Source organism: Nocardia spumae (assembly GCF_020733635.1).
Lineage (GTDB): Bacteria > Actinomycetota > Actinomycetes > Mycobacteriales > Mycobacteriaceae > Nocardia > Nocardia spumae.
Map to the genome: position 1 here is coordinate 6281409 of NZ_JAJFZL010000001.1, position 21253 is coordinate 6302661.

Annotated in this window: 2 protein-coding genes; both read right to left on the bottom strand. The window is 69.6% G+C overall.

Translation table 11 applies throughout. The features are described from left to right. Positions 1–20 precede the first annotated feature (20 nt). Positions 21–13688: a non-ribosomal peptide synthetase gene (locus tag LKD76_RS27970; protein WP_227984381.1), complete on the bottom strand. Its 13668-nt coding sequence runs from the start codon at positions 13686–13688 to the stop codon at positions 21–23. A 157-nt stretch (positions 13689–13845) separates the two neighbouring features. Further along, positions 13846–21171 carry a non-ribosomal peptide synthetase gene (locus LKD76_RS27975; RefSeq protein WP_227984382.1) on the bottom strand — a complete coding sequence of 2442 codons (7326 nt, stop codon included), beginning with the start codon at positions 21169–21171 and terminating at the stop codon, positions 13846–13848. Positions 21172–21253: the final 82 nt, after the last annotated feature.

A 21253-nucleotide genomic window follows, 5' to 3' on the forward strand; every position in this document is an offset into this window, starting at 1 on the left:
GTTACGTCCGCGCCGCACTATCATGCCGGACCCGCCTCTCGCGCGCCGGGACCGCCCCGCCGCCCGAGCAACTTTGCCAGCCGCGGGCCCACCTCCGACAGTCCCTCCGGCGACATCATCAGACTGTGTTCGGCTTCGACCCGATACTCGACCACGTCGCCGTCGACGTACTTGCGCCAGTCACCGACATCGGTGGCGTTGTCGGACGCGGTGAAGTAGTCGATCCGGCCGCGGAAGACCCCCGGCCGATGCTCGGTGGTCAACTCCGCGGACTGTACCGCGCTGCGGTAGATCCGGTGCACCCGTTGCGGAGTCAGTGCGCCCATATCCGGTCCGAACGCGTCGCACAGCTGCTGCACCGCATCCTCGTTCAGATCGCGGATATCGCTGTCGCCCTCGCCGATCAGGCCCTCGGCGCCGATCCCGATCTCCGCCAGCGCCTCGCGCATGGTGCTGCGGAAATGCGCGATATCCATCTCGGCACGACTGTCGAACATGATCAGCGCTTCGACCCGCTCGCCATCGTCCTGCAACGCGGTCGCGACCGCGTGGGCCAGGACACCGCCCAGCGACCAGCCCAGGAATCGGTACGGGCCGTGCGGCTGCACCTCCCGGATCCGCTCCAGGTATCCGGCGGCCATCTCCCGCAGCGACCGCGGCAGATAGTCGTCCTCGGACAGGGCCGGAGACTGCAGGCCGAAGATCGGGCGGTCCGGGATGAACCGCGTCAAACCCGCGTAACACCAGGACAATCCGTACATCGGATGGAAGCAGAACACCGGCTCACCGGCGCCCTCGGCGCGGATCGGCAACAGGACGCCGAGTGCTTCCTCGGCTGCCGGGTCGTAGTCGTGCTCCGCGTCCAGCGCCGCATCGATCCGCGCGGCCATCGCGGCGACGGTGGCTCCCGCGAAGAACCACTGCACCCGGACATCGATGCCGGTCAGTTCCCGCAACCGGCTGATCGCCCGGGTGGCGACCAGCGAATTTCCGCCGAGATCGAAGAAATCGTCGTCCGCGCCGACCCGGCCCACCTCGAGCACCTCGGCGAAGACCTCCGCCACCGCCTGCTCGATCGCGGTGGCGGGTTCCCGATAGGGACGACCGGACAGCTTGGGCACCGGCAGTGCCTTGCGGTCGAGTTTGCCGCTGGCATTGAGCGGCAGCTCCGTGAGAACCACCAGGGTGGCCGGAATCATGTAGGAGGGCAGCGATTCCCGCGCGTGCGCGAGCAGCTCCGCCTCGTCCACCGCACCGTCCGTGGGAACGAGGTAGCCGACCAGCCGGTCGCCGGAGCCGGCCCGGACCAGCGTGACCACCGCGTGCCGCACCGCCGGATGCCCGGCCAGCACCGCCTCGATCTCCCCCAGCTCGATACGCTGACCGCGCAATTTCACCTGGAAATCGCTGCGGCCCAGGTACTCGAGGGCGACCGCGCCGCCGGGCTGTGCGCGCCAGCGCACGATATCGCCGGTGCGATAGAGCCGTTCACCACCCGCGTGCGCGACGAACCGTTCCGCGGTCAGCGGCGCGGCGTTGACGTAGCCGCGGGCGAGCTGCACCCCGGCCACGTACAGCTCGCCGGGCGCGCCGGGAGGGACCGGGCGCAGATGGCGATCCAGGACGTGCACCCGGGTGTTGGCCACCGGGGTACCGATCGGCACCGCGTGGTCCACCTCGCCGGAGACCGGCCAGGCCGTGACCACGGTCGCCTCGGCGGGGCCGTACCAGTTCACCAGATCGGTGCCGGTGAACGTCGCCTGGAACTGCCGCACCGTATCGGCCGTGAGCGCCTCACCGGCGGCGAAGACACGACGGAGCGACGGATACCCCTGCCCCACGGCCGGATTGGCGGCCGGATCCAGGAAGGCGTCCAGCATCGACGGCACGAAGTGCACGGTGCTGACCGACCGGTTCTCGATCAGCCGCGACAGATATCCCGGATCCCGATGCCCGTCCGGTTCGGCGATGGCGATCGCCGCACCGGTGTGCAACGGCCAGAACAGTTCCCAGGTCGAGATGTCGAAGGTGATCGGGGTCTTGTGCAACACCACATCGGCGGTGTCGTGCGGATACGTCCGCTGCGCCCAGCGGAACTGGTTCGCCATCTGACGATGGGTGATCACCACACCCTTCGGGCGTCCCGTCGAACCCGAGGTGTGGATGACATAGGCCACCGAATCCGGGTGCACCACCGGGAAATGCACGACCGCAAGGGTTTCCGCTGCCGCGAACGGCGCCGCGATATCGATCACCGGCACCGGCGCCGCGGTCTCGAAGCCGTCACGGCCGGTGGTCAGCACACAGCTGGGCCGGGTGTTGGCGAGGACGAACTCGTTGCGGTCGGCGGGATGATCGGGATCCACCGGTACGTATCCGGCGCCGGCCCGCAGCACGGCGTAGATGCCCACCACCAGGTCGACCGAACGTCGCATCGCCACGGCCACCAGCGATTCCGGTCCGACACCGCGCCGCACCAGTTCGCGGGCCAGATCCCGGGACCGGTAGTCCAGGTCGCGATAGGTCAGCACCGTGTCCCCGAAATACAGCGCCGGTGCCTGCGGGGTGCGGGCCAGCTGTGCGTCGAACAGCGTCAGCAGGGTGGCCTCGTCGAGCAGCTGCCGATCCTCGGTGGCATTGCGCGCGGCGAGTTCCGCCGGTTCGCCGGCGAGCAGGGCGTCGACCTCCGCGATCCGCGCGTGCGGGGTGCGGACGAAACGTTCGATCAGGCTCCGCAACCGCCGCGCGAGCGCCTGCGCCTCCGATTCGCCGAAGACCTCGCGCAGGTATTTCAGCGAGATCCGCAGCTGATCGTCGAGTACCACCATGACCGTCACCGGGTAGTGGGTGCCCGTGACCGAGTCGACGCCATCGACCCGCATGCCGTCGATCGAACCGAGAGCGGCCAGGCCCTTCTCGTCGACCGGGAACGATTCGAACACCACGAGGGTGTCGAACAACCCCTCCACGCCGACAGCCCGCTGGATCTCGCTCAGGCCCAGATAGTGGAAGTCCAGCAACTCGGCCTGCTCGGCCTGCAGACGTTCCAGCAGTCCGGTCAGGGTGTCGCCGGCGGTCAGGCGAACTCGGACCGGGATGGTGTTGAGGAACAGGCCCACCATGGTCTCGACACCGGACAGCTCCGGCGGACGACCGGAGACCGTCGCACCGAAGACGACATCGTCGCGGTCGGTGCTGCGGCCGATCAGCAGACCCCACGCCGCCTGCACCACGGTATTGACGGTCACGCCCAGCGCGGCCGCCAGCCGGGCCAGCTCCGCGGTCTCGGCGGCCGGCAGCGCGAAGTCGGCTTCCCCTGTCCCGGCGGAGATCTCACGTCCCGGAGCCGCCGGCACCAGCGGCGTCGGTTCGCTCACCCCGGCCAGGGCCCGCTGCCACCGGGTCCGGGCGGCGTCGACGTCCTGTGCGGCCAGCCAGCGCAGATAGTCGCCGTAGGAACGCACCGCCGGCAACTGCCGCGAGCGCGGGCCCAGGGCGTAGACCGTCAGCACCTCCTGCATGACCAGCGGAATGGACCAGCCGTCGACCAGGATGTGATGGCTGGTCACCAGCAGGCGGTAGTCCTCGCGACCGGTACGGATCAAGGCGAACCGCAACAGCGGGGCCTGCCCCATCTCGAAGCGGTCGGCGTAGTCCTGTGCGCGGATCCGGTCGAGTTCGGCTGCCACCCGCTCCGGCGGCAGCTGCCCGAGGTCGATATCGCGCCACGGCACGTCCACCCGGTCCAGGACCACCTGCACCGGGTTGCCCGCACCGTCGCCGGTGAACGCGACCCGCAAGTTGTCGTGCCGGTTCAGCACGGCCTGCGCCGCCTCGCGCAGGCGCCGCCCGTCCACCGCGCCGCTGAGCGACACCGTGAACTGCATCAGGTAGACGTCGGTGGAGGATTCGGCGAGCAGGGCGTGGAACAGCATGCCCGACTGCAGCGGGGTCACCGGCCAGATATCGGCCAGCTCCGGGTACCGCCGATGCAACCGGCCGATATCGGTCTGGTTCACATCCACCAAGCCGAAGTCGGAGACGGTGAAGCCACCCACACCCTGATGAGTGCCGTGCTCGGCGAGACCGCCCAGCGCCCGCACCCACTGCTGGGCGAATTCCTTGACCTCGTCGGCGGTGAAAACGGTGGCGGCGTAATCGAATCGGGCCAGCAGGCCGTCCTCGGCGGCGTCGACGGTGATATCCAGCAGCAGATCCCCGGCCGGGGTGTCCGGATGCGGGCGCGCGGGACGCAGATCGCGATACCGGAATGCGGTGCGGCCCTGCGCCATCGCGGCCAGGACCGGCTCGGTCTCGGCGTTCAGATAGCGCAGCAGGCCGTATCCCACTCCGGCTTCCGGCACGGACCGGACCAGTTCCTTGATCTGCGCGATCGCGGCACCGGCCGCGTCGGCGCCGATCAGCGCCTGCTCGACATCGATGCCGTCGAGCCCGACGACCAGCGGATAGGTCCCGGTGAAACCGCCCACGGTGCCCTCGGATTCGAGCCCGGTGGCGGTGCGGCCGTCGGTGGACAGCTGCACCACCGGACCCACGGCCTCGGCCACGATGCCGCGAGTCGACGGCTCCGCGGCCATGGCCAGCGCGGTCAGCAGCACATCCTCGATCGTCGCGTGATAGGCCTGTGCCACGGCGTCGACCGCGGCCGCACCCTCGGCGGTGAGTACCAGTGAGACCCGGCCGCGATCGGACAGGTCGGCGTCCTCGATCGGGATCTCGGCCGGCGCCTGCGCCAGATGGTCCTGCCACCAGCTCAATTGGGCGACGGTGGCATCGTCGGCGGCCAGTGCGGCGAGCATCTTGCCGACACCGACCGGACCGGCATGGTCGGCGGCGGGGGCCGAATGGCCACCGGCCCAGGCGTGTGACAGTTCGTCGACCACGATCCGCCAGGACGTGTCGTCGACGATCAGGCCGTTGGCCACCGCTACCAGACTCGTTGCGACATCGGATGATTCATCCGGATCGGTCGGGGTGATCAGTCCGAACGCGATGGCGCGCCCGGCCTCGGCATCCAGATCCGCGGACAGCGACCGCACCACGATCTCGGTGGCGTCGTCACTGGGTACGAACCGCCGCAGCGGCACCGCGACCGGCTCCTCGGGCACCACGAGGACGTTCTCCTCGCGATCGAGACGAGCCGACAGCATCGGATGCCGTTGCAGCAGTGCGGCGATCGCGGCATCGATTCCCTCGGCATCGCTACCGGCCGGAATATCGATGGCGATCGCACGTCGTGCACAGCCGGAGGGGTCGAGCCGGAGCAATCGCAGTGCGGGCGGCAACAGCGGCATGGCACCGAACCGCTCGTCGGCCTGCACCGGTGTGACGGTCGCCAGCGCCGCCAGCGCCTCGACCGAACGCGCCGAGAAAACATCGCGCGGCAGGAAGTTCACACCGCGTTCGCGCGCCCGGGTGACCACCTGCAGCGAGACGATGCTGTCACCGCCGAGCGCGAAGAAGTCGTCGTCCAGGCCGACCCGCTCGATGCCGAGCACCGCGCCGATCACCTCGGCCACCACGCGTTCGGCGACCGTCACCGGAGCGCGATACCGCTTGACCTCCAACACCGGATCGGGCAGTGCGGCACGGTCCAGTTTGCCGTTGACGGTCAGCGGCAGCGCCTCCAGCGGCACGAACGCGGCCGGAACCATATAGGACGGCAGCGCGGCCTCGAGCGCCGACTTCACCCGCGCCACATCGAGTTCGCGGTCGGCCGACACCAGATACGCCACCAGCCGGTGCCCGTTGCGGCCGTCGGGCTTGGCGACGACCACGGCCTGCGCCAGCTGCGGCAAACGCAGCAGGGTCGCCTCGATCTCGCCCAGTTCGATCCGGAAACCGCGGACCTTCACCTGGAAGTCGGTGCGGCCCCGATACTCCAGCTCCCCGTGGGCGTTCCAGGCCGCCAGGTCACCGGTGCGATACATCCGGGTGCCCTTGCCGAACGGATCGGCGACGAACCGGTCGGCGGTCAGATCCGCGCGGCCGAAGTAACCGCGCGCCAACTGCGCACCGGCCAGATACAGCTCGCCCGCGACGCCCACCGGAACCGGATGCAGCCGCGAATCCAGCACGTATACCCGGCTGTTCCACACCGGAACGCCGATCGGCACCGAGATCTCGTCCCGATCGGAGACCCGGTGATCGGTGATCGACACCGCGGCCTCGGTCGGGCCGTACAGGTTGAACAACGCCACGCCGGGATGGACCGTCGCGAACCGTCGCGCCACCGCGGCGGGCAGCGCCTCACCGATCGCCAGCACCCGTCGCAGCGAGGTCTCCCCGGCCGCCGGTCGCGAAGTCGTTCCGGACGCGGCGGATTCGGTGTCGGTCAGCAGTGCGTCGAGCATCGACGGCACCACGTGCAGGGTGGTCACCCGCTCGCGCTCGATGAGTTCGTTCAGATACGCCGGGTCCCGGTGGCCGTCGGGCGCGGCGATCACCAGGCGTCCGCCCGACACCGCGGCGGACCAGAATTCCCATACCGACAGGTCGAAGGTGGACGCCGTCTTCAGCAGTACCGCGTCGTCGGCGCCGAGGCCGAATTCCACTCGCTTCCACAGCAGTTGGTTCACGATCGCGGCATGGGACACGGCGACGCCCTTGGGGCGGCCGGTCGAACCGGAGGTGAAAATGACATAGGCGGTGTGCTGCGAGCGCAGCGGGGCGAGGCGGTCCGCGTCGGTGACGGGCGCGTCGGAGACCTCGGCGTCGTCGAGTTCGTCGATGCGCACGATCGCGGCGCTCGCGGCGGCCGAGCGCGACGCCGGCATGGAGTCCGAGCGGCCACGCCAATCACGCACCACCGCGGCGGATTCCGCGAGCTCCGCCGGACCCGACCAGGGCAGCTCACCGAGGTCGGAGGTGGTCAGCACACAGACGGGTGCCGCGGCGTCGAGAATGTAGCCGATACGTTCGGCGGGCTGATCCGGATCCAGCGGCACATACGCGCCGCCGGCCCGGGCGACCGCGTACATCGCCACCACCAGATCCACCCCGCGCCGCAGCGCCAGACCCACCCGGTCCTCGGGACCGACACCGAGCGAGATCAGTGTCCTGGCGAGACGATCGACGCGACGGCCGAGTTCTGCGTAGTCGATCTCGTGCCCGTCGGCGACCAGGGCCACCGCCTGCGGATTCGCGGCCACCGTGCGGGCCAGCAGATCCGGCAGCGTCGCGGCCTTGTCGATCGCCCGGTCCGGACCACGGCCGACACCGGCGAGGTGCCGACCTTCCGGAGCGGTCAGGATGTCGATATCGCCGACCGGCCGGGCCGCGTCGGCCACCACCGCGGCGAGCAGTAGTGCCAGCCGCTCGGTGATCGCGGTCGCGGTCGGAGCGTCGAAGAGGTCGGTCGCGTAGGTCAGGAAACCACCGATACCGGCCGCGCTGCCGTCCTCGTCGTAACTGTCGGACACGATCAGGTGCAGGTCGAATTGCGAGACGTCGAGATCGGCGTCGACGCCGGCGACGCTCAGACCCGGCAACTCCAATTGGGTGCGGGCCACGTTCTGGAACGACATGCCGACCTGGAAGATCGGGTGGTGAGCGGTCGACCGCGGCGGGTTGAGGATTTCGACCAGCCGCTCGAACGGAATATCGGCGTGCGCGAAGGCCTGCAGATCGGTTTCGCGCTGGCGCGCCAGCAGTTCGGTGAACGCCTCGCCGGGATCGACCCGGGTCCGGAAGACCACGGTGTTGACGAACATGCCGATCAGATCGTCGAGTTCGGCCTCACCGCGTCCGGCGACCGGACTGCCGATGGCGATGTCGTCGCTGCCCGACAGGCGTGCCAGCAGCACCGCGAACGCGGAATGCACGACCATGAACAGGGTGGCGCCGTGTGCCCGGGCCAATTCCACCAGCCCGGCATGGATATCGGGACCGATGCGAACGTCCACCCGGGCGCCGGCCAGATTCGCCACCGGCGGACGCGGGCGATCGGTCGGCAGTTCCAGCATGTCCGGCAGTCCGGCCAGCTGCCGCTGCCAGTAGGAGATCTGCTGGGCGGCCACCGAATCGGGGTTCGTTTCGTCGCCGAGGACAGCGCGCTGCCACACCGCGAAATCGGCGTACTGCACCGGCAGCGGGGCCCACTCCGGAGCCTGTCCCGACGTCCGGGCGGCATAGGCGGTCATCACATCGCGCACCAGCGGGCCCATCGACGAGGCGTCGGCGGCGATGTGGTGGACCACGACCGCGAGCACGTACTCGCGCCGCGAACCGGGGCCGAGATCGGTGATCTCGAGCAGCCGTACCCGCAGCGGGACCTCACCGGTGACATCGAACGGTGTCGCGGCCAGCCGGTGGACGACCTCGGTGATCACGCTGGCCGGCGTGGATTCCGGTGTGATCCCCAAGCGGGTGTCGGCAGGTAGCACCACCTGTACCGGACCGTCGGCCGTCTCGGGATAGATCGTCCGCAGCACCTCGTGCCGCGCGATCACATCGTCGAGGGCGGCACCCAGCGCCGCCACATCCAGACTGCCGGTCAGCCGCAGCGCGAACGGCAGATTGTAGGCGGCGGAACCGGTTTCGCCGGCCCGCTCATCGGCGTGATCGAAGCGGTTCAGGAACCACATCCGCCGCTGGGCCAGCGACAGCGGCAGCACCTCGGGCCGCTCGATCGAACCGAGTTCGACGCCCCGGCGACCGTGGGTCTGTGAATCCACACTCGCGGCGAGACCGGTCACGGTCGGCGATTCGAACAGCGCGCGCACCGGTACCCGGCTGTCGATGGCGGCGCCCAGGCGGGCCACCACCTGAGTCGCGATCAGCGAATTCCCGCCGAGTGCGAAGAAGCCGTCGTCGGCCCCGACCCGCTCGATGCCCAGTACCGCACCGAAGACCTCGGCCACGATCTCCTCGACCGGGGTACTCGGCGCACGAAATTCGCGGGTGCCGAAGGTGGGCTCCGGCAGCGCCTTACGATCCAGCTTGCCGCTGGCGTTCAGCGGCAGCGCGTCGAGAACCGTGACGACCGCCGGCACCATATAGGCCGGAAGTGCCTGTGCCACACCGTTGCGCACGCGCTGCGCGTCCAGAGTCGTCCCCGGGGCCGCGACCGCATAGGCCACCAATTGATCACCCAGATCCGATCCCAGCACCACCGCGACCGCCTGGCTCACACCGGGCAGCGCCAGCAGAGCGGTCTCGATCTCGCCCAGCTCGATGCGCTGACCACGGAACTTCACCTGGAAGTCGGTGCGGCCGATGTAATCCAGCCGGCCGCGCTCGTCGCCGCCGGCGTCGTACCAGCGCACCAGATCACCCGTCCGGTACATCCGCGCACCCTCGGCGAAGGGGTCGGCCACGAAGCGGTCCGCGGTCAGATCAGGGCGGCGCACATAACCGCGGGCCAGCTGCACGCCGGCCAGATACAGCTCTCCGGGCACCCCGGGCGGGACCGGGCGCAGCCGGCCGTCCAGGACGTAGACCTGGGAGTTCCACTGCGGCAGGCCGATCGGGACACTCGGTCGTTCCTCCTCGACCGGCCAATAGGTCACCGAGACCGCGGCCTCGGTCGGCCCGTACAGATTGTGGATGCGCGCGTCACTGACCGCGCGCACGGCATCGACAGTCTCCGGCGGCAGGGCCTCGCCGATGACGAAGATGTCGGCCAGGCTGGGGCAGCTGCCGGCCGCGATCTGAGTGGCGAAGACGGTCAGCATCGACGGGACGAAGTCGGTCACGGTCACCGATTGCGCCGCAATGGTTTCCGCGATGTAGAGCGGATCGCGATGGCCGTCGTGGGTGGCCAGCACCAAGCGGGCGCCCGCCCGCAGCGGCATGAAATAGCCCCACAGCGAGACATCGAAGGTGGTCGCCGTCTTCTGCAGGTAGACGTCGTCACTGCCCAGCGGATAGGCGGCCAGCATCCACTCGATCTGATTGTGGATCGCGGCATGCGACACCGCCACACCCTTGGGCCGCCCGGTGGAACCGGAGGTGAAGATCACGTAGGCCGGATGTTCGGGACGCAGTGGTGCGGCCAGCTCGTCACGTCGTACCGGGGACGCGTCGAATCCGCTCAGATCCATGGTGTCCAGGCGCAGCAGCGGAACGTTCGTCGGAACCGGGACCGCGTCGACGCGGGTGGTCACCACGCAAACCGGTTGTGCGGTCTCGAGGATGTGCGCGATGCGTTCGACCGGATGATCGGGATCCAGCGGCACATAGGCGCCACCGGCCGCGATGATCGCGTACATGCCGACCACCAGGTCCAGCGAGCGGCGAATCGCCAAGCCCACCAGCGCCTCCGGGCCGACACCGCGGGCGATCAGCAGGCGGGCCAGCTGGTTGACCTGGGCGTCGAATTCCGCGTAGGTCAGTTCGGTGCCCTCGTAGCGGACCGCGACCGCGTCCGGATAGCGCTGTGCGATACGGCGATAGCCGTCGAGCAGTAGTTCCGGCTCGACGGTGTGGGCGGTGTCGTTCCAGGCGTGCAGGATCCGGGTGAGTTCGGCGGGATCCAGCAGCTCGATCTCGCCGACGGGCCGGGTGGAATCCGCGCCCGCCGTATCCAGGATGCGGACCAGCCGATCGGCGAAACCGGCCACGGTCGCCTCGTCGAACAACTCCACCGCGTAGGTGAACATCGCCGACAGTCCGGCCGGCGCATCCGCCTCCTGACGCGGCACCACGGTCAGCTGGAGGTCGAATTTCGCGATGGCGCCGTCGAATTCGACCGCGTCGACGGACAGGCCGGGCAGCCGCAGCCGCGGGGTCTCCATGTTCTGGAAGAACAGCGCCACCTGGAACAGCGGGTGGTGGGCCTGCGAGCGGACCGGATCCAGCACCTCGACCAGGCGCTCGAACGGCAATTCGGCATGCGAGAACGCGCCCAGATCCGTCTGTTTCACCGCGGCCAGCAGCTGATCGAAGCTGTCCGCGGCGTCCACGGATGTGCGCAGCGCCAGCGTATTGACGAACATGCCGACCAACGCGTCGAGTTCGGCCTCGCCACGCCCGGCGACCGGGGTGCCGATGACGATGTCGTCGGTACCGCTCAGCCGCGCCAGCAGGACGGCGAAGGCCGCGTGTACCACCATGAACAGCGAGGTCCCGGTCCGCTGCGCGAGTTCCTCGAGCGCGGCGTGCGTATTCGCGTCCAGTTCGAAGGTGTACTGCGCACCGGCGCCGGAGGCGACCGGCGGCCGCGGCCGGTCGAACGGCAGATCGAGACGGTCGGCGCTGCCCGCCAGCGCAGTGCGCCAGTACTCGATCTGCCCCGCGGCGATCGAATCCGGATCGCTCTCGTCGCCCAGTACCTGGCGCTGCCACAGCGCGTAGTCGGCGTACTGCACGGTCAGCGGAGTCCAGCGTGGCCGCGCGTGGTTGCGGCGAGCCAGGAACGCCGAGACCAGGTCGCGCATGAACGGCGCGATCGAGGCGCCGTCGGCCGCGATGTGATGGACGACGACCGCGACGACATGGTCGGTGGGACCCACCTGGGCGATCGCGACCCGCAGCGGAACCTGCACCGCGACATCGAATCCGGTGAGCAGTTCGGCGGCCAGCCAGCCCTCGAGATCGGACTCGGCCACCGGCTGCGGTGTCATATCCGGAATCGCCTCCGCCGCGGGCACCACGACCTGATGGCCGGTGCCGTCGGTGGCCGGATAGACCGTGCGCAGCGATTCGTGGCGCTCGATGACATCGCCGACCGCGGCCTGCAGGGCGGCCACGTTCAGAGCGCCGCTGAGCCGGAACGCGAAGGGAATGTTGTTGGCGGCCGAGTCCGGATCGAACTGGTTGAGGAACCACATCCGCTGCTGCGCCAGCGACAGCGGGATCCGGTCGGGGCGCGGCATCGGCGCCAGCGGCAGCCGTCCGCCCTCCCCCTTGAGCGGCTCGAGCCGGAGCGCCAGGTCCGCGACCGTCGGCGCCTCGAACAGCAGCCGCGCCGGGACGCGCGCCGAAATGGCCGCGCCCAGCCGGGCCGCCACCCGGGTGGCGATCAGCGAATTGCCGCCCAGTTCGAAGAAGTCGTCGTCGGCGCCCACCTCCGTGCCCGGGTCGAGCAGGTCGGTGAAGACCGTCGCGACCATCTCCTCGAGCGCGTTCGCGGGCGCCCGGAATTCCCGTGCGGCCAGCACCGGTTCGGGCAGGGCCGCCCGATCGAGCTTGCCCACCGGCGTCAGCGGGATCTCGTCGAGCAGCATGAGCGTCGTCGGCACCATATGCGCCGGCAGACTGTGCCCGGCGTATTCGATCAGGGTGTCGGGATCGGCCGCCTGCCCCGGCGCCGCGTGCACGTAGGAAACCAGAATCGTGGCGCCGCTGGGCAATTCGTGCCCGACCGTGACCGCGAAATCGACCGTGTCGTGCCCGGCCAGCACCGCGTCGATCTCACCGAGCTCGATCCGGAACCCGCGGATCTTGACCTGGAAATCGTTGCGCCCCACATATTCCAGCTCACCGGCGGCGGTCCAGCGGACCAGATCACCCGTGCGGTACAGGCGGGAGCCGTCGGCCTCGAACGGATTCGCGACGAACCGGGCGGCGGTCAAACCGGGGCGCCGATGGTAACCGCGCGCCACCTGCGCACCCTTGATGTACAGCTCACCCACGGCGCCGCGGGGCACCTGGGCGAGGTGTTCGTCGAGCACATATTCGGTGATCGCGCGGATCGGGCCGCCGATGGTGACCGTCTCCCCCGGCACCAGCGGCGCACTGATATTGGTCATGATGGTGGTCTCGGTGGGGCCGTAGCCGTTGAAGAACTCGCGGGTCTCACCGTCGCCGAGCGGAAGTACCCAGCGGCGCACCAGCTCCGCCGGACAGGCCTCGCCACCGGCCACGACCACCCGCAACTCGTCCAGCCCGGCCGGATCCACCGAGGCCAGCGCCGCCGGGGTCACGAAGGCATGGGTAACCCCTTCGCGGCGCAGCAGATTCGCCAGTTCGTCACCACCGAGCACCGTCGGCGCGGCCACCACCATCGTCGCCGCACCGCCCAGTGCCAGCAGCAGCTCGAGTACCGAGGCGTCGAAGGACGGGGAGGCGAAATGCAACGTGCGCGAATCGCTTCCGACCCGGTAGCGCTCGCGCTGTTCGTCGCAGAAGCTCGACAGTCCGGCCTGGGTGACGACCACACCCTTGGGTTTGCCCGTCGAACCGGAGGTGTAGATCACGTAGCCGGGATGTTCGGCGCGCAACGGGCGCAGGCGATCGGCGTAGGTGACCGGATCGCCCGGGAATTCGGCGAGCGCGGTCGCGAAGTCGGCGGTGTCGATGGTGAGCCATTCCACCGAATCCGGGAGGCCGTCGCGCACCTGCGCGACGGTGAGCCCCAGTTTCGCACCGGAATCGGTGACCATGTGGTCGACCCGGTCGGCGGGATAGTTGGGATCCACGGGGACGAAACCGGCGCCGGTCTTGGCGATCGCCCATACCGCCAGCACCGATTCGACCGAGCGCGGAATTCCGACCGCGACCAGATCCTCGGGACCGAGCCCGCGCGCGATCAGCAATCGGGCCAGGCGGGTGGATCGCTCATCCAGTTCGGCGTAACCGATCTCGGCGATCGTGGTGGTGGCGTCGGCGAAGACCAGTGCGGTGCCGGTGGGATCGGCCTCCACCGCGGTGGCCATCAACTGCGGCAGCGTGGTGACGCGAGGACGGCGGGTCCGAGCCGGGCGAGTCCGGGCGGGCCGGGTCATGCCTTCCCGCCCAGCACGTACTTGCCGCTGACCATCCGCCGAACCACGTATCTCATCCTGCCTGTCGTCGCCGCAAACGCCCGCACGGCGCCACCTTTCTCCATCGATCCCGGCCGCACCGCTCGTTACTTACCACGCGAGCGCCTATCCGGTTACCTCAGCGAAGCACATCGCCGGGCAACACGACCACCTCGGCGGAGCCGAACCCCGCCGCGGGCGCCGGTCCCCGGTCCAGCAGCACCGCCCGCAGATCCTCGAGCGGACCGGGATCCAGCCCCGCCAGCCCGGCCGGATCGGTGAACAGGTGGGTGACCCACTCATCGGCCAGTACCTGAGTACTCACCTCGTCCGCCAGCACCATCGAGGCGCCCGCGACACCGGCGGCCACCACCTCGAGCAGCGCCGCCACCCCGTCGGTGCCGCCCCGGCGGAAGGTCCGGGACTCGAAGGTCAGGTCGGTGCGGGCCCGCAACCGGTCCACCGCCTCGGCGAGCTGGTCGTAGCGCAGCGCGCCGGATGCGGCGGTGAAGGCCGGATCGTCACCGCGCAGTGCGCGGATCCGGTTGGCGTAGGTCACCGGCCGCGCCGACTCGCTCGCGATCTCCGCCGACACCGCCGGATCGTCGAGCAGCAGCCACTCGATACCGGCCGGACCGGGTTGCGGCCGGACGGCCGACGCGGTGATCCCGATCTTGATCTCCGGCCCCGAGGGCAGTGCCTCGGCATCGGCCACCGGCACCAGCGCGCCGCCGGCCTTGACAATCGCCCAGGTCGCGACCGTCGCCTCGATCCCGCGATCGAGCCGGACCGCGACACCGGTACCCGGCCCACATCCGCGGCCGATCAGCACCCGTGCCAGCCGCGAGGAACGGGCATCGAGTTCCTGATAGGAGACGGCCTCTTCCTCCCAGGTCAGCGCGGGCCCCTCGGGGTCGTCCTCGACCGCCGCGGCCAGCGCCTGAGCCAGGGCGGTACCGATCGTCGAGCCGGTCTCGACCGGCTCGGGACGGGCCGCCGCGGCGAGATCGGTCTCGGTGCCGTCGTGCAGATCGATCGCGTTCAGCAGGATCTGCGGATCGGCCGCGACCGCGGCGAGCACCCGCTCGAAGCGGTCGCCGAGCGTGCGCATCGTCTCCGGATCGAACAGATCCCGGGCGTAGGTGAACATGGCGATCAGCTCGGCCGGGGCACCGTCGGCGTCGTGCTGCGGTTCGACGGTGACCTGCAGATCGAATTTCGCCGCCACCGCATCGGTGTCGAGTGCCGCGATGCGCAGGCCGGGCAGCTCCAGGCTGGGGCGCTCGGTGTTCTGGAACGACAACACCACCGTGAACAGGCTCTGTGCCCCGCTGCGGCCGGGAGCGACCACCTCGGCGACCCGTTCGAACGGGATATCGGAATGGGCGAAGGCCGCCAGATCCGTTTCCCGGGCCGTCTCGACCAGGGTGTCGAAGGTGTCACCGGTGTCCACCCCGGTGCGCAGCGTCAGTGTGTTGACGAACATGCCGACCAGATCGTCGAGCGCTCGCTCGCCGCGGCCGGCGATCGGCGTGCCGATGACCACATCCGCCGATCCGGACTGCCGGGCCAGCAATGCCGCCAGCGCGGCGTGCACCACCATGAACAGCGACGAATTGTGTTCGCGCGCGATCCGGATCAGGCCCTCGTGCACCTGCGCCGGCACCGTGAAGCCGATCGCCTCACCCCGCATGGACGCCACCGCCGGTCGCGGATGATCCGGAATCAGCAGCGGCGAACCCGAGACGCCCGCCAGCCGCTCGCGCCAGAAATCCAGCTGCGCGGCCGCGATCGAGGCCGGATCGTCGTCGGTGCCGATCACCGACCGCTGCCAGACGGCGAAGTCGGCGTACTGCACTTCCAGTGGCGCCCAGCCGGGTTCGTGCCCTCCGCTGCGTGCGACATAGGCGGTCACGAGATCGCGCGCCAACGGCGCCAGCGACGAGCCGTCACCGGCGATGTGGTGCAGCACCAGCGCCAGCAGGTGGTCGGAGCCGTTGCGCAGCAGCAGCGCCCGAACCGGAACCTCCTGTGTGACATCGAATCCGGCGGCGAGCAGTGCCGTGATCCGTCCGATCGGATCGGCGTCCGACTCGACCGCCAGCCCCTCCGGCAGCGCCTGGCGCACCGAGAGGATCTCCTGATATGGCGCCTCGTCCGGGCCACCGACCGGGTAGCGGGTGCGCAGGACCTCGTGCCGCTCCAGCACATCGACGACCGCCTGCCGCAGCGCCTCGAGGTCGAGGGCGCCGGTGAGCTGGATCGCCAGCGGGATGTTGTAGGCCGGGGATTCGGGGTCGAGCTGGTTGATCACCCACATCCGCTGCTGCGCCAGCGACAACGGGATGCGCTCACCGCGCACGGCCGGTTCCAGCCGGGGCCGGGCCGAACCCGCGGCCCCCGGCACCACCCGGGCCGCCAGGCCCGCGACGGTCGAGGCCTCGAACAGTTCGCGGACAACGAGATTCGAGTCCAGCGCCTCGTTGATCCGCGCGACCGCACGGGTCGCCAGCAGCGAGTTACCGCCCAGCGCGAAGAAGTCGTCGTCGAGACCGACCGCGACCTGATCGGCCGGACCACCGCCGGCGAGCAGTGCTGCGTACACATCCGCCACGGCCTGTTCGATCGGGGTGCGCGGTGCGCGGAACTCCGCGGCGCTGCGCACGGACGGTTCCGGGAGCGCCCGCCGATCCAGTTTGCCGTTCGGGGTCAGCGGCAGCGCGTCCAGCACCACCAGCGCGTCGGGGACCATATATCCGGTCAGGAAGCCGGCCACCTCGTCGCGCACCGCGATCGGATCCAGCTCGGCCCCCGCCTCGGCCACGACGTAACCGATCAGGCGCTCACCGGTGTGCTCACCGCTGCGGACCAGCGCGACGGCCTGCGCGACACCGGTGCAGCGCAGCAGCGCCGCCTCGATCTCGCCGAGTTCGATCCGGAAGCCGCGCAGCTGCACCTGCTGGTCGCTGCGCCCGGCGTATTCGAGGGCGGCCTCGCCGTCGAATCCGGCCCAGCGGCCGATATCGCCGGAACGGTACATCCGGGAACCGGCCGGACCGTACGGATTGGCCACGAAACGGGCCGCGGTCAGCGCCGGGCGGCCCAGATATCCACGCGAAAGCTGTTGGCCGGCAATGTACATCTCACCGCCCACACCGACCGGCGCCGGATGCAGGCGATCGTCGAGCACATAGGTTTCCAGCCCCGGCAGCGCCCGGCCGATGACGCTGGCCGGATGATCGGCCAGTCCGCGGTCGACGGCCAGGAACGATACGTGCACGGTGGTCTCGGTGATGCCGTACATGTTCACCAGCTGCGGCTCGGACGCACCGTGCCGGTCGTACCAGCGGGCGAGCTGGCGCAGATCCAGCGCTTCACCACCGAAGACGATGTAGCGCAGGGCGAACTTGCCGGCGTCGTTGTGCGCGGCCCGATCGGCCTCGGCGAGCTGATAGAACGCCGACGGCGTCTGGTTGAGCACCGTGACCTGCTCGCGAATCAGCAACTCGCGAAACAGTTCCGGCGAACGCGACGTCAGATGATCGACGACCACGACGGCGCCGCCGTTGGCCAGCGCGCACCACAGCTCCCACACCGAGAAGTCGAAGGCGAAGGAGTGGAACAGCGTCCACACATCGGTCTCGTCGAAATCGAACAACAGCTGGGTGTTGGCGAACAGCTCGAGCACATTGTGATGGGTGACGCCCACCCCCTTGGGCACACCGGTGGAGCCCGAGGTATAGATGACGTAGGCCAGATCCGCCGGCCGCAGCGGGGCGAGGCGATCGGCATCGGTGACGGCGGCGCCGTCGAAATCACCGGCCTCCTCCAGCAGTACGGTGGCGATTCCGGTGGCCGGCACCGCATCCCGCTGTTCGGCGGTGGTCAGCACACAGGCCGGTGCGGCGTCGGTGAGCATGAACTCCAGCCGCTGGGCCGGATAACCGGTATCGATCGGAAGGTAGGCGGCGCCGGCGATCAGCACACCCAGCAGCGCCACCGGCAGCTCCTCGGTCCGCGGCACCGCCACTGCCACCAGGGTTTCCGGACCGACCCCGTGCGCGATCAGCGCGCGGGCGACCCGGTTGGCCCGCTCGTGCAGCTCGCCGAAGGTCAGTGCGATGTCACCGAACCGGATCGCATGCGCACCGGGACGGCGCTGCGCCTGGGAGGCGATCAGGTCCACCAGGGTCACCGGCGGTACCGGCACCCCGGCGGTGTTCCAGTCGTGCAGCACCAGTTCGCGCTCGCCCGGAGCCAGCACATCGATATCGCCGACGACCGCGGTCGAATCCGATGCCACCGCGCGCAGGATCCGGCGGAAGCGATCGACGAAGTCACGGACCGTCGCCTCGTCGAACAGGTCGGTCGCATAGGTGAACGCCGACGAGATGCCCTGCGGCACACCACGTTCGTCCACGGCCTCGGCCATGGTGAGCTGGAGGTCGAATTTGGCCGGCTCGGAACCGAGTTCGACCCCCGAGACCGCCAGTCCGGGCAGCTCCAGCGCGGTGCGCGCCATGTTCTGGAAGGTCAGCATCACCTGGAAGATCGGATGGCGCGCGGTCGAGCGCACCGGATCCAGGATCTCCACCAGCCGCTCGAAGGGCACGTCGGCATGTCCGAAGGCCGCCACGTCGGTGGCCCGCGCCGCCGCCACCAGCTGATCGAACGGCTGCGCCGGGTCGATCTCGGTACGCAGCACGAGCGTATTGACGAACATGCCGATCAGCTCGTCGAGCGCCGCGTCACCGCGACCGGCCACCGGCGTGCCGATGACGATGTCCCGGGTGCCCGACATCCGGGCCAGCAGTGCCGCGAAGGCCGCGTGCACGACCATGAACAGCGTCGAATTGTTCTCGTGCGCGATGCGATTCAGTGAAGCGTGCAGGTGCGCGTCGAGTTCGAAGTCGACCGTGGCGCCGGCATTGGTGGCCACCGCCGGGCGCGGGCGGTCGGCGGGCAGCTCCAGCTGCTCCGGCACCGCCGCCAGCTGCTGCCGCCAGTACTCGATCTGCTCCGCCAGCACCGACTCCGGATCGTCGTCGGCGCCGAGGGCTTCCCGCTGCCACAGCGTGTAATCGGCGTACTGCACCGCCAGCGGCGCCCAGTCGGGTTCCGCGCCGCCCGCGCGCCGCAGATACGCCGTCATCAGGTCGCGGGTCAGCGGACCCATCGAGAAGCCGTCACCGGCGATGTGGTGCACGACGCAGACGAGGACGTGTTCGGTCTCACCGAGCCGGATCACCCGCAGCCGCACCGGCGGCGCGGCCGTCACATCGAAACCGCCGGAGACGGTTTCGATGACCAGGCCCGCGATCTCGGATTCGGTCGCGGTCACGACCGGCATCTCGGGGACCGCCCGGGGATCGGAGATCGGCAGGATGCGCTGATAGCCCTCACCGTCGAGTTCAGGGTAGACGGTGCGCAGCACCTCGTGGCGCGCTGCCAGATCCTCGACCGCCGCCTCCAGGGCGGGCAGTTCGAGCCGACCGGACAGTCGCACCACGACCGGGATGTTGTTCACCGCGCCCGCGGGATCGAAGCGGTTGAGGAACCACATCCGTTGCTGCGCATACGACAACGGGATGCGGTCCGGCCGCGGCATCGGCCGCAGCTGTGTTCCCGCGCCCGCGTGCCGCTCGACCTGTTCGGCGAAGGCGGCCACCGAGGAGGTCTCGAACAGCAGCTGCACCGGCACCCGCACGCCCAGGGCCGATCCGATGCGGGCGGCGGCCTGCGCCGCGAGCAGCGAGTTGCCACCCAATTCGAAGAAGTCGTCGTCGGCGCCGACCCGGCCCGGCTGATCGTCCACCCCCGGCACCAGCAACGTCGCGAACACGTCGGCGACGATCTCCTCCACCGGGGTGGAGGGAGCGCGGAATTCTCTCGAGGCGAAGCTCGGTTCGGGCAGCCGGGGCCGGTCCAGTTTGCCGATCGGGGTCAGCGGGATCTCGTCCAGCACCATGATCACGGCCGGAATCATGTACGCGGGCAGGGACTTCAACAGGAAGTCCTCGAGTTCTTTGGTCTCGACCGTCGCATCGGGCCGCGGCAGCACATACGACACCAGGCCGGTCGCGCCCGAGGGCAGCGGTTTGCCCAGCGTCGCCGCGAAATCGATATCGGGATGCGCGGTGAGGGCGTTGTCGATCTCGCCGAGTTCGATTCGGAAACCGCGCACTTTGACCTGGAAATCGGAGCGGCCGAGATATTCGATCGTGCCGGAGGTCGTGCGGCGCACCAGATCACCCGTGCGGTACAGCCGCTGCCCGGCGCTGTCGGCGAACGGGCTGGCCACGAAGCGCTCGGAGGTGAGTGCCGGACGGTTCAGATAGCCCTGCGCCAGCGCGGGGCCCGCGAGATACAGCTCACCGACCACGCCCTCGGGTACCGGCCGCAACCGCGAATCCAGCACGAACGCACCGATTCCCGGCAGCGGCGCGCCGATCGTGATCAGCTCGCCCGGCACCAGCGGCGCGCCGGTGGTCGCGACGATCGTCGCCTCGGTCGGACCGTACTCGTTGTAGAACCGCCGCCCGTCACGCGCCCAGCGCGCCACCAGCTCCGGTCCGAACCGGTCGCCGATGACGGCGACGACCTCGAGATCGGGCAGATTCTCCGACTCCACCGACTCGAGTGCGCCGGGGGTGATGATCATGTGGGTGACCTGCGCGCGACGGAGCAGATCGGCCAATTCGAATCCGCCGAAAACATCCGGCGGCGAGACCACCAGCGTCGCGCCCGAGGAGAAGGTGAGCATGAGCTCCAGGACCGAGACGTCGAAACTCGGCGAGCACACGTGCATCACCCGGGAATCGCCGTCCACACCCCAGCGCTCGCGTTCGGCCGCGACCAGACTGCCCAGACCGGCATGGGTGACCACGACGCCCTTGGGCCTGCCGGTGGATCCGGAGGTGTAGATGACGTAGGCGGGATGCTGCTCGGTGGGCTGACGCACCCGGTCGGTGTAGGAGATCGGATGCGACGGACGCGCCGCGATCCGGTCGGCGACCACCGCGTCGTCGAGTTCGAGCCAGTACACCTCGGTGCCCAGTCCGGTGCGATACCGCCCGGTGGTCAGGCCCAGCACCGCATCGGAATCGGTGACGATATGGCCGATGCGCTCGGGCGGGTAGGTGGGATCGACCGGCACATAGGCCGCACCGGTCTTCGCGATGGCCCAGACCGACAGCACCGACTCGATCGACCGGCCGATACCGATGGCGACCACGTCACCGGCGCCGATACCGCGCGCGATCAGTTCCCGGGCGAGCCGGGAGGACGCCTCGTCGAGCTCGCGATAGGTGAGTTGCCGCGCGTCCGCCTCCACACCGGTCGGATCGGACCGGATCGCCACGGAGTCGGCGGCGGACTCCACCGCCGCGGTCAGCAGCTGGCCGAAAAGCGGGCTGCCCGACCGGCGGCGGCGACCTCCACGAGCGGAACGGCGGGCGGTATCCATTCGAGTGTCTTCACCTCTCGCATACAGCAGGTCCGCACGTCGAACACCCCCTCGCGCGGTCCGAGCAATCATATAAGGACGG

What these genes read in the sequence shown, in the direction of transcription:
- LKD76_RS27970 (WP_227984381.1), bottom strand. Translation starts at nt 13,688, where the DNA reads ATGACCCGGCCCGCCCGGACTCGCCCGGCTCGGACCCGCCGTCCTCGC.
- LKD76_RS27975 (WP_227984382.1), bottom strand. Translation starts at nt 21,171, where the DNA reads ATGGATACCGCCCGCCGTTCCGCTCGTGGAGGTCGCCGCCGCCGGTCG.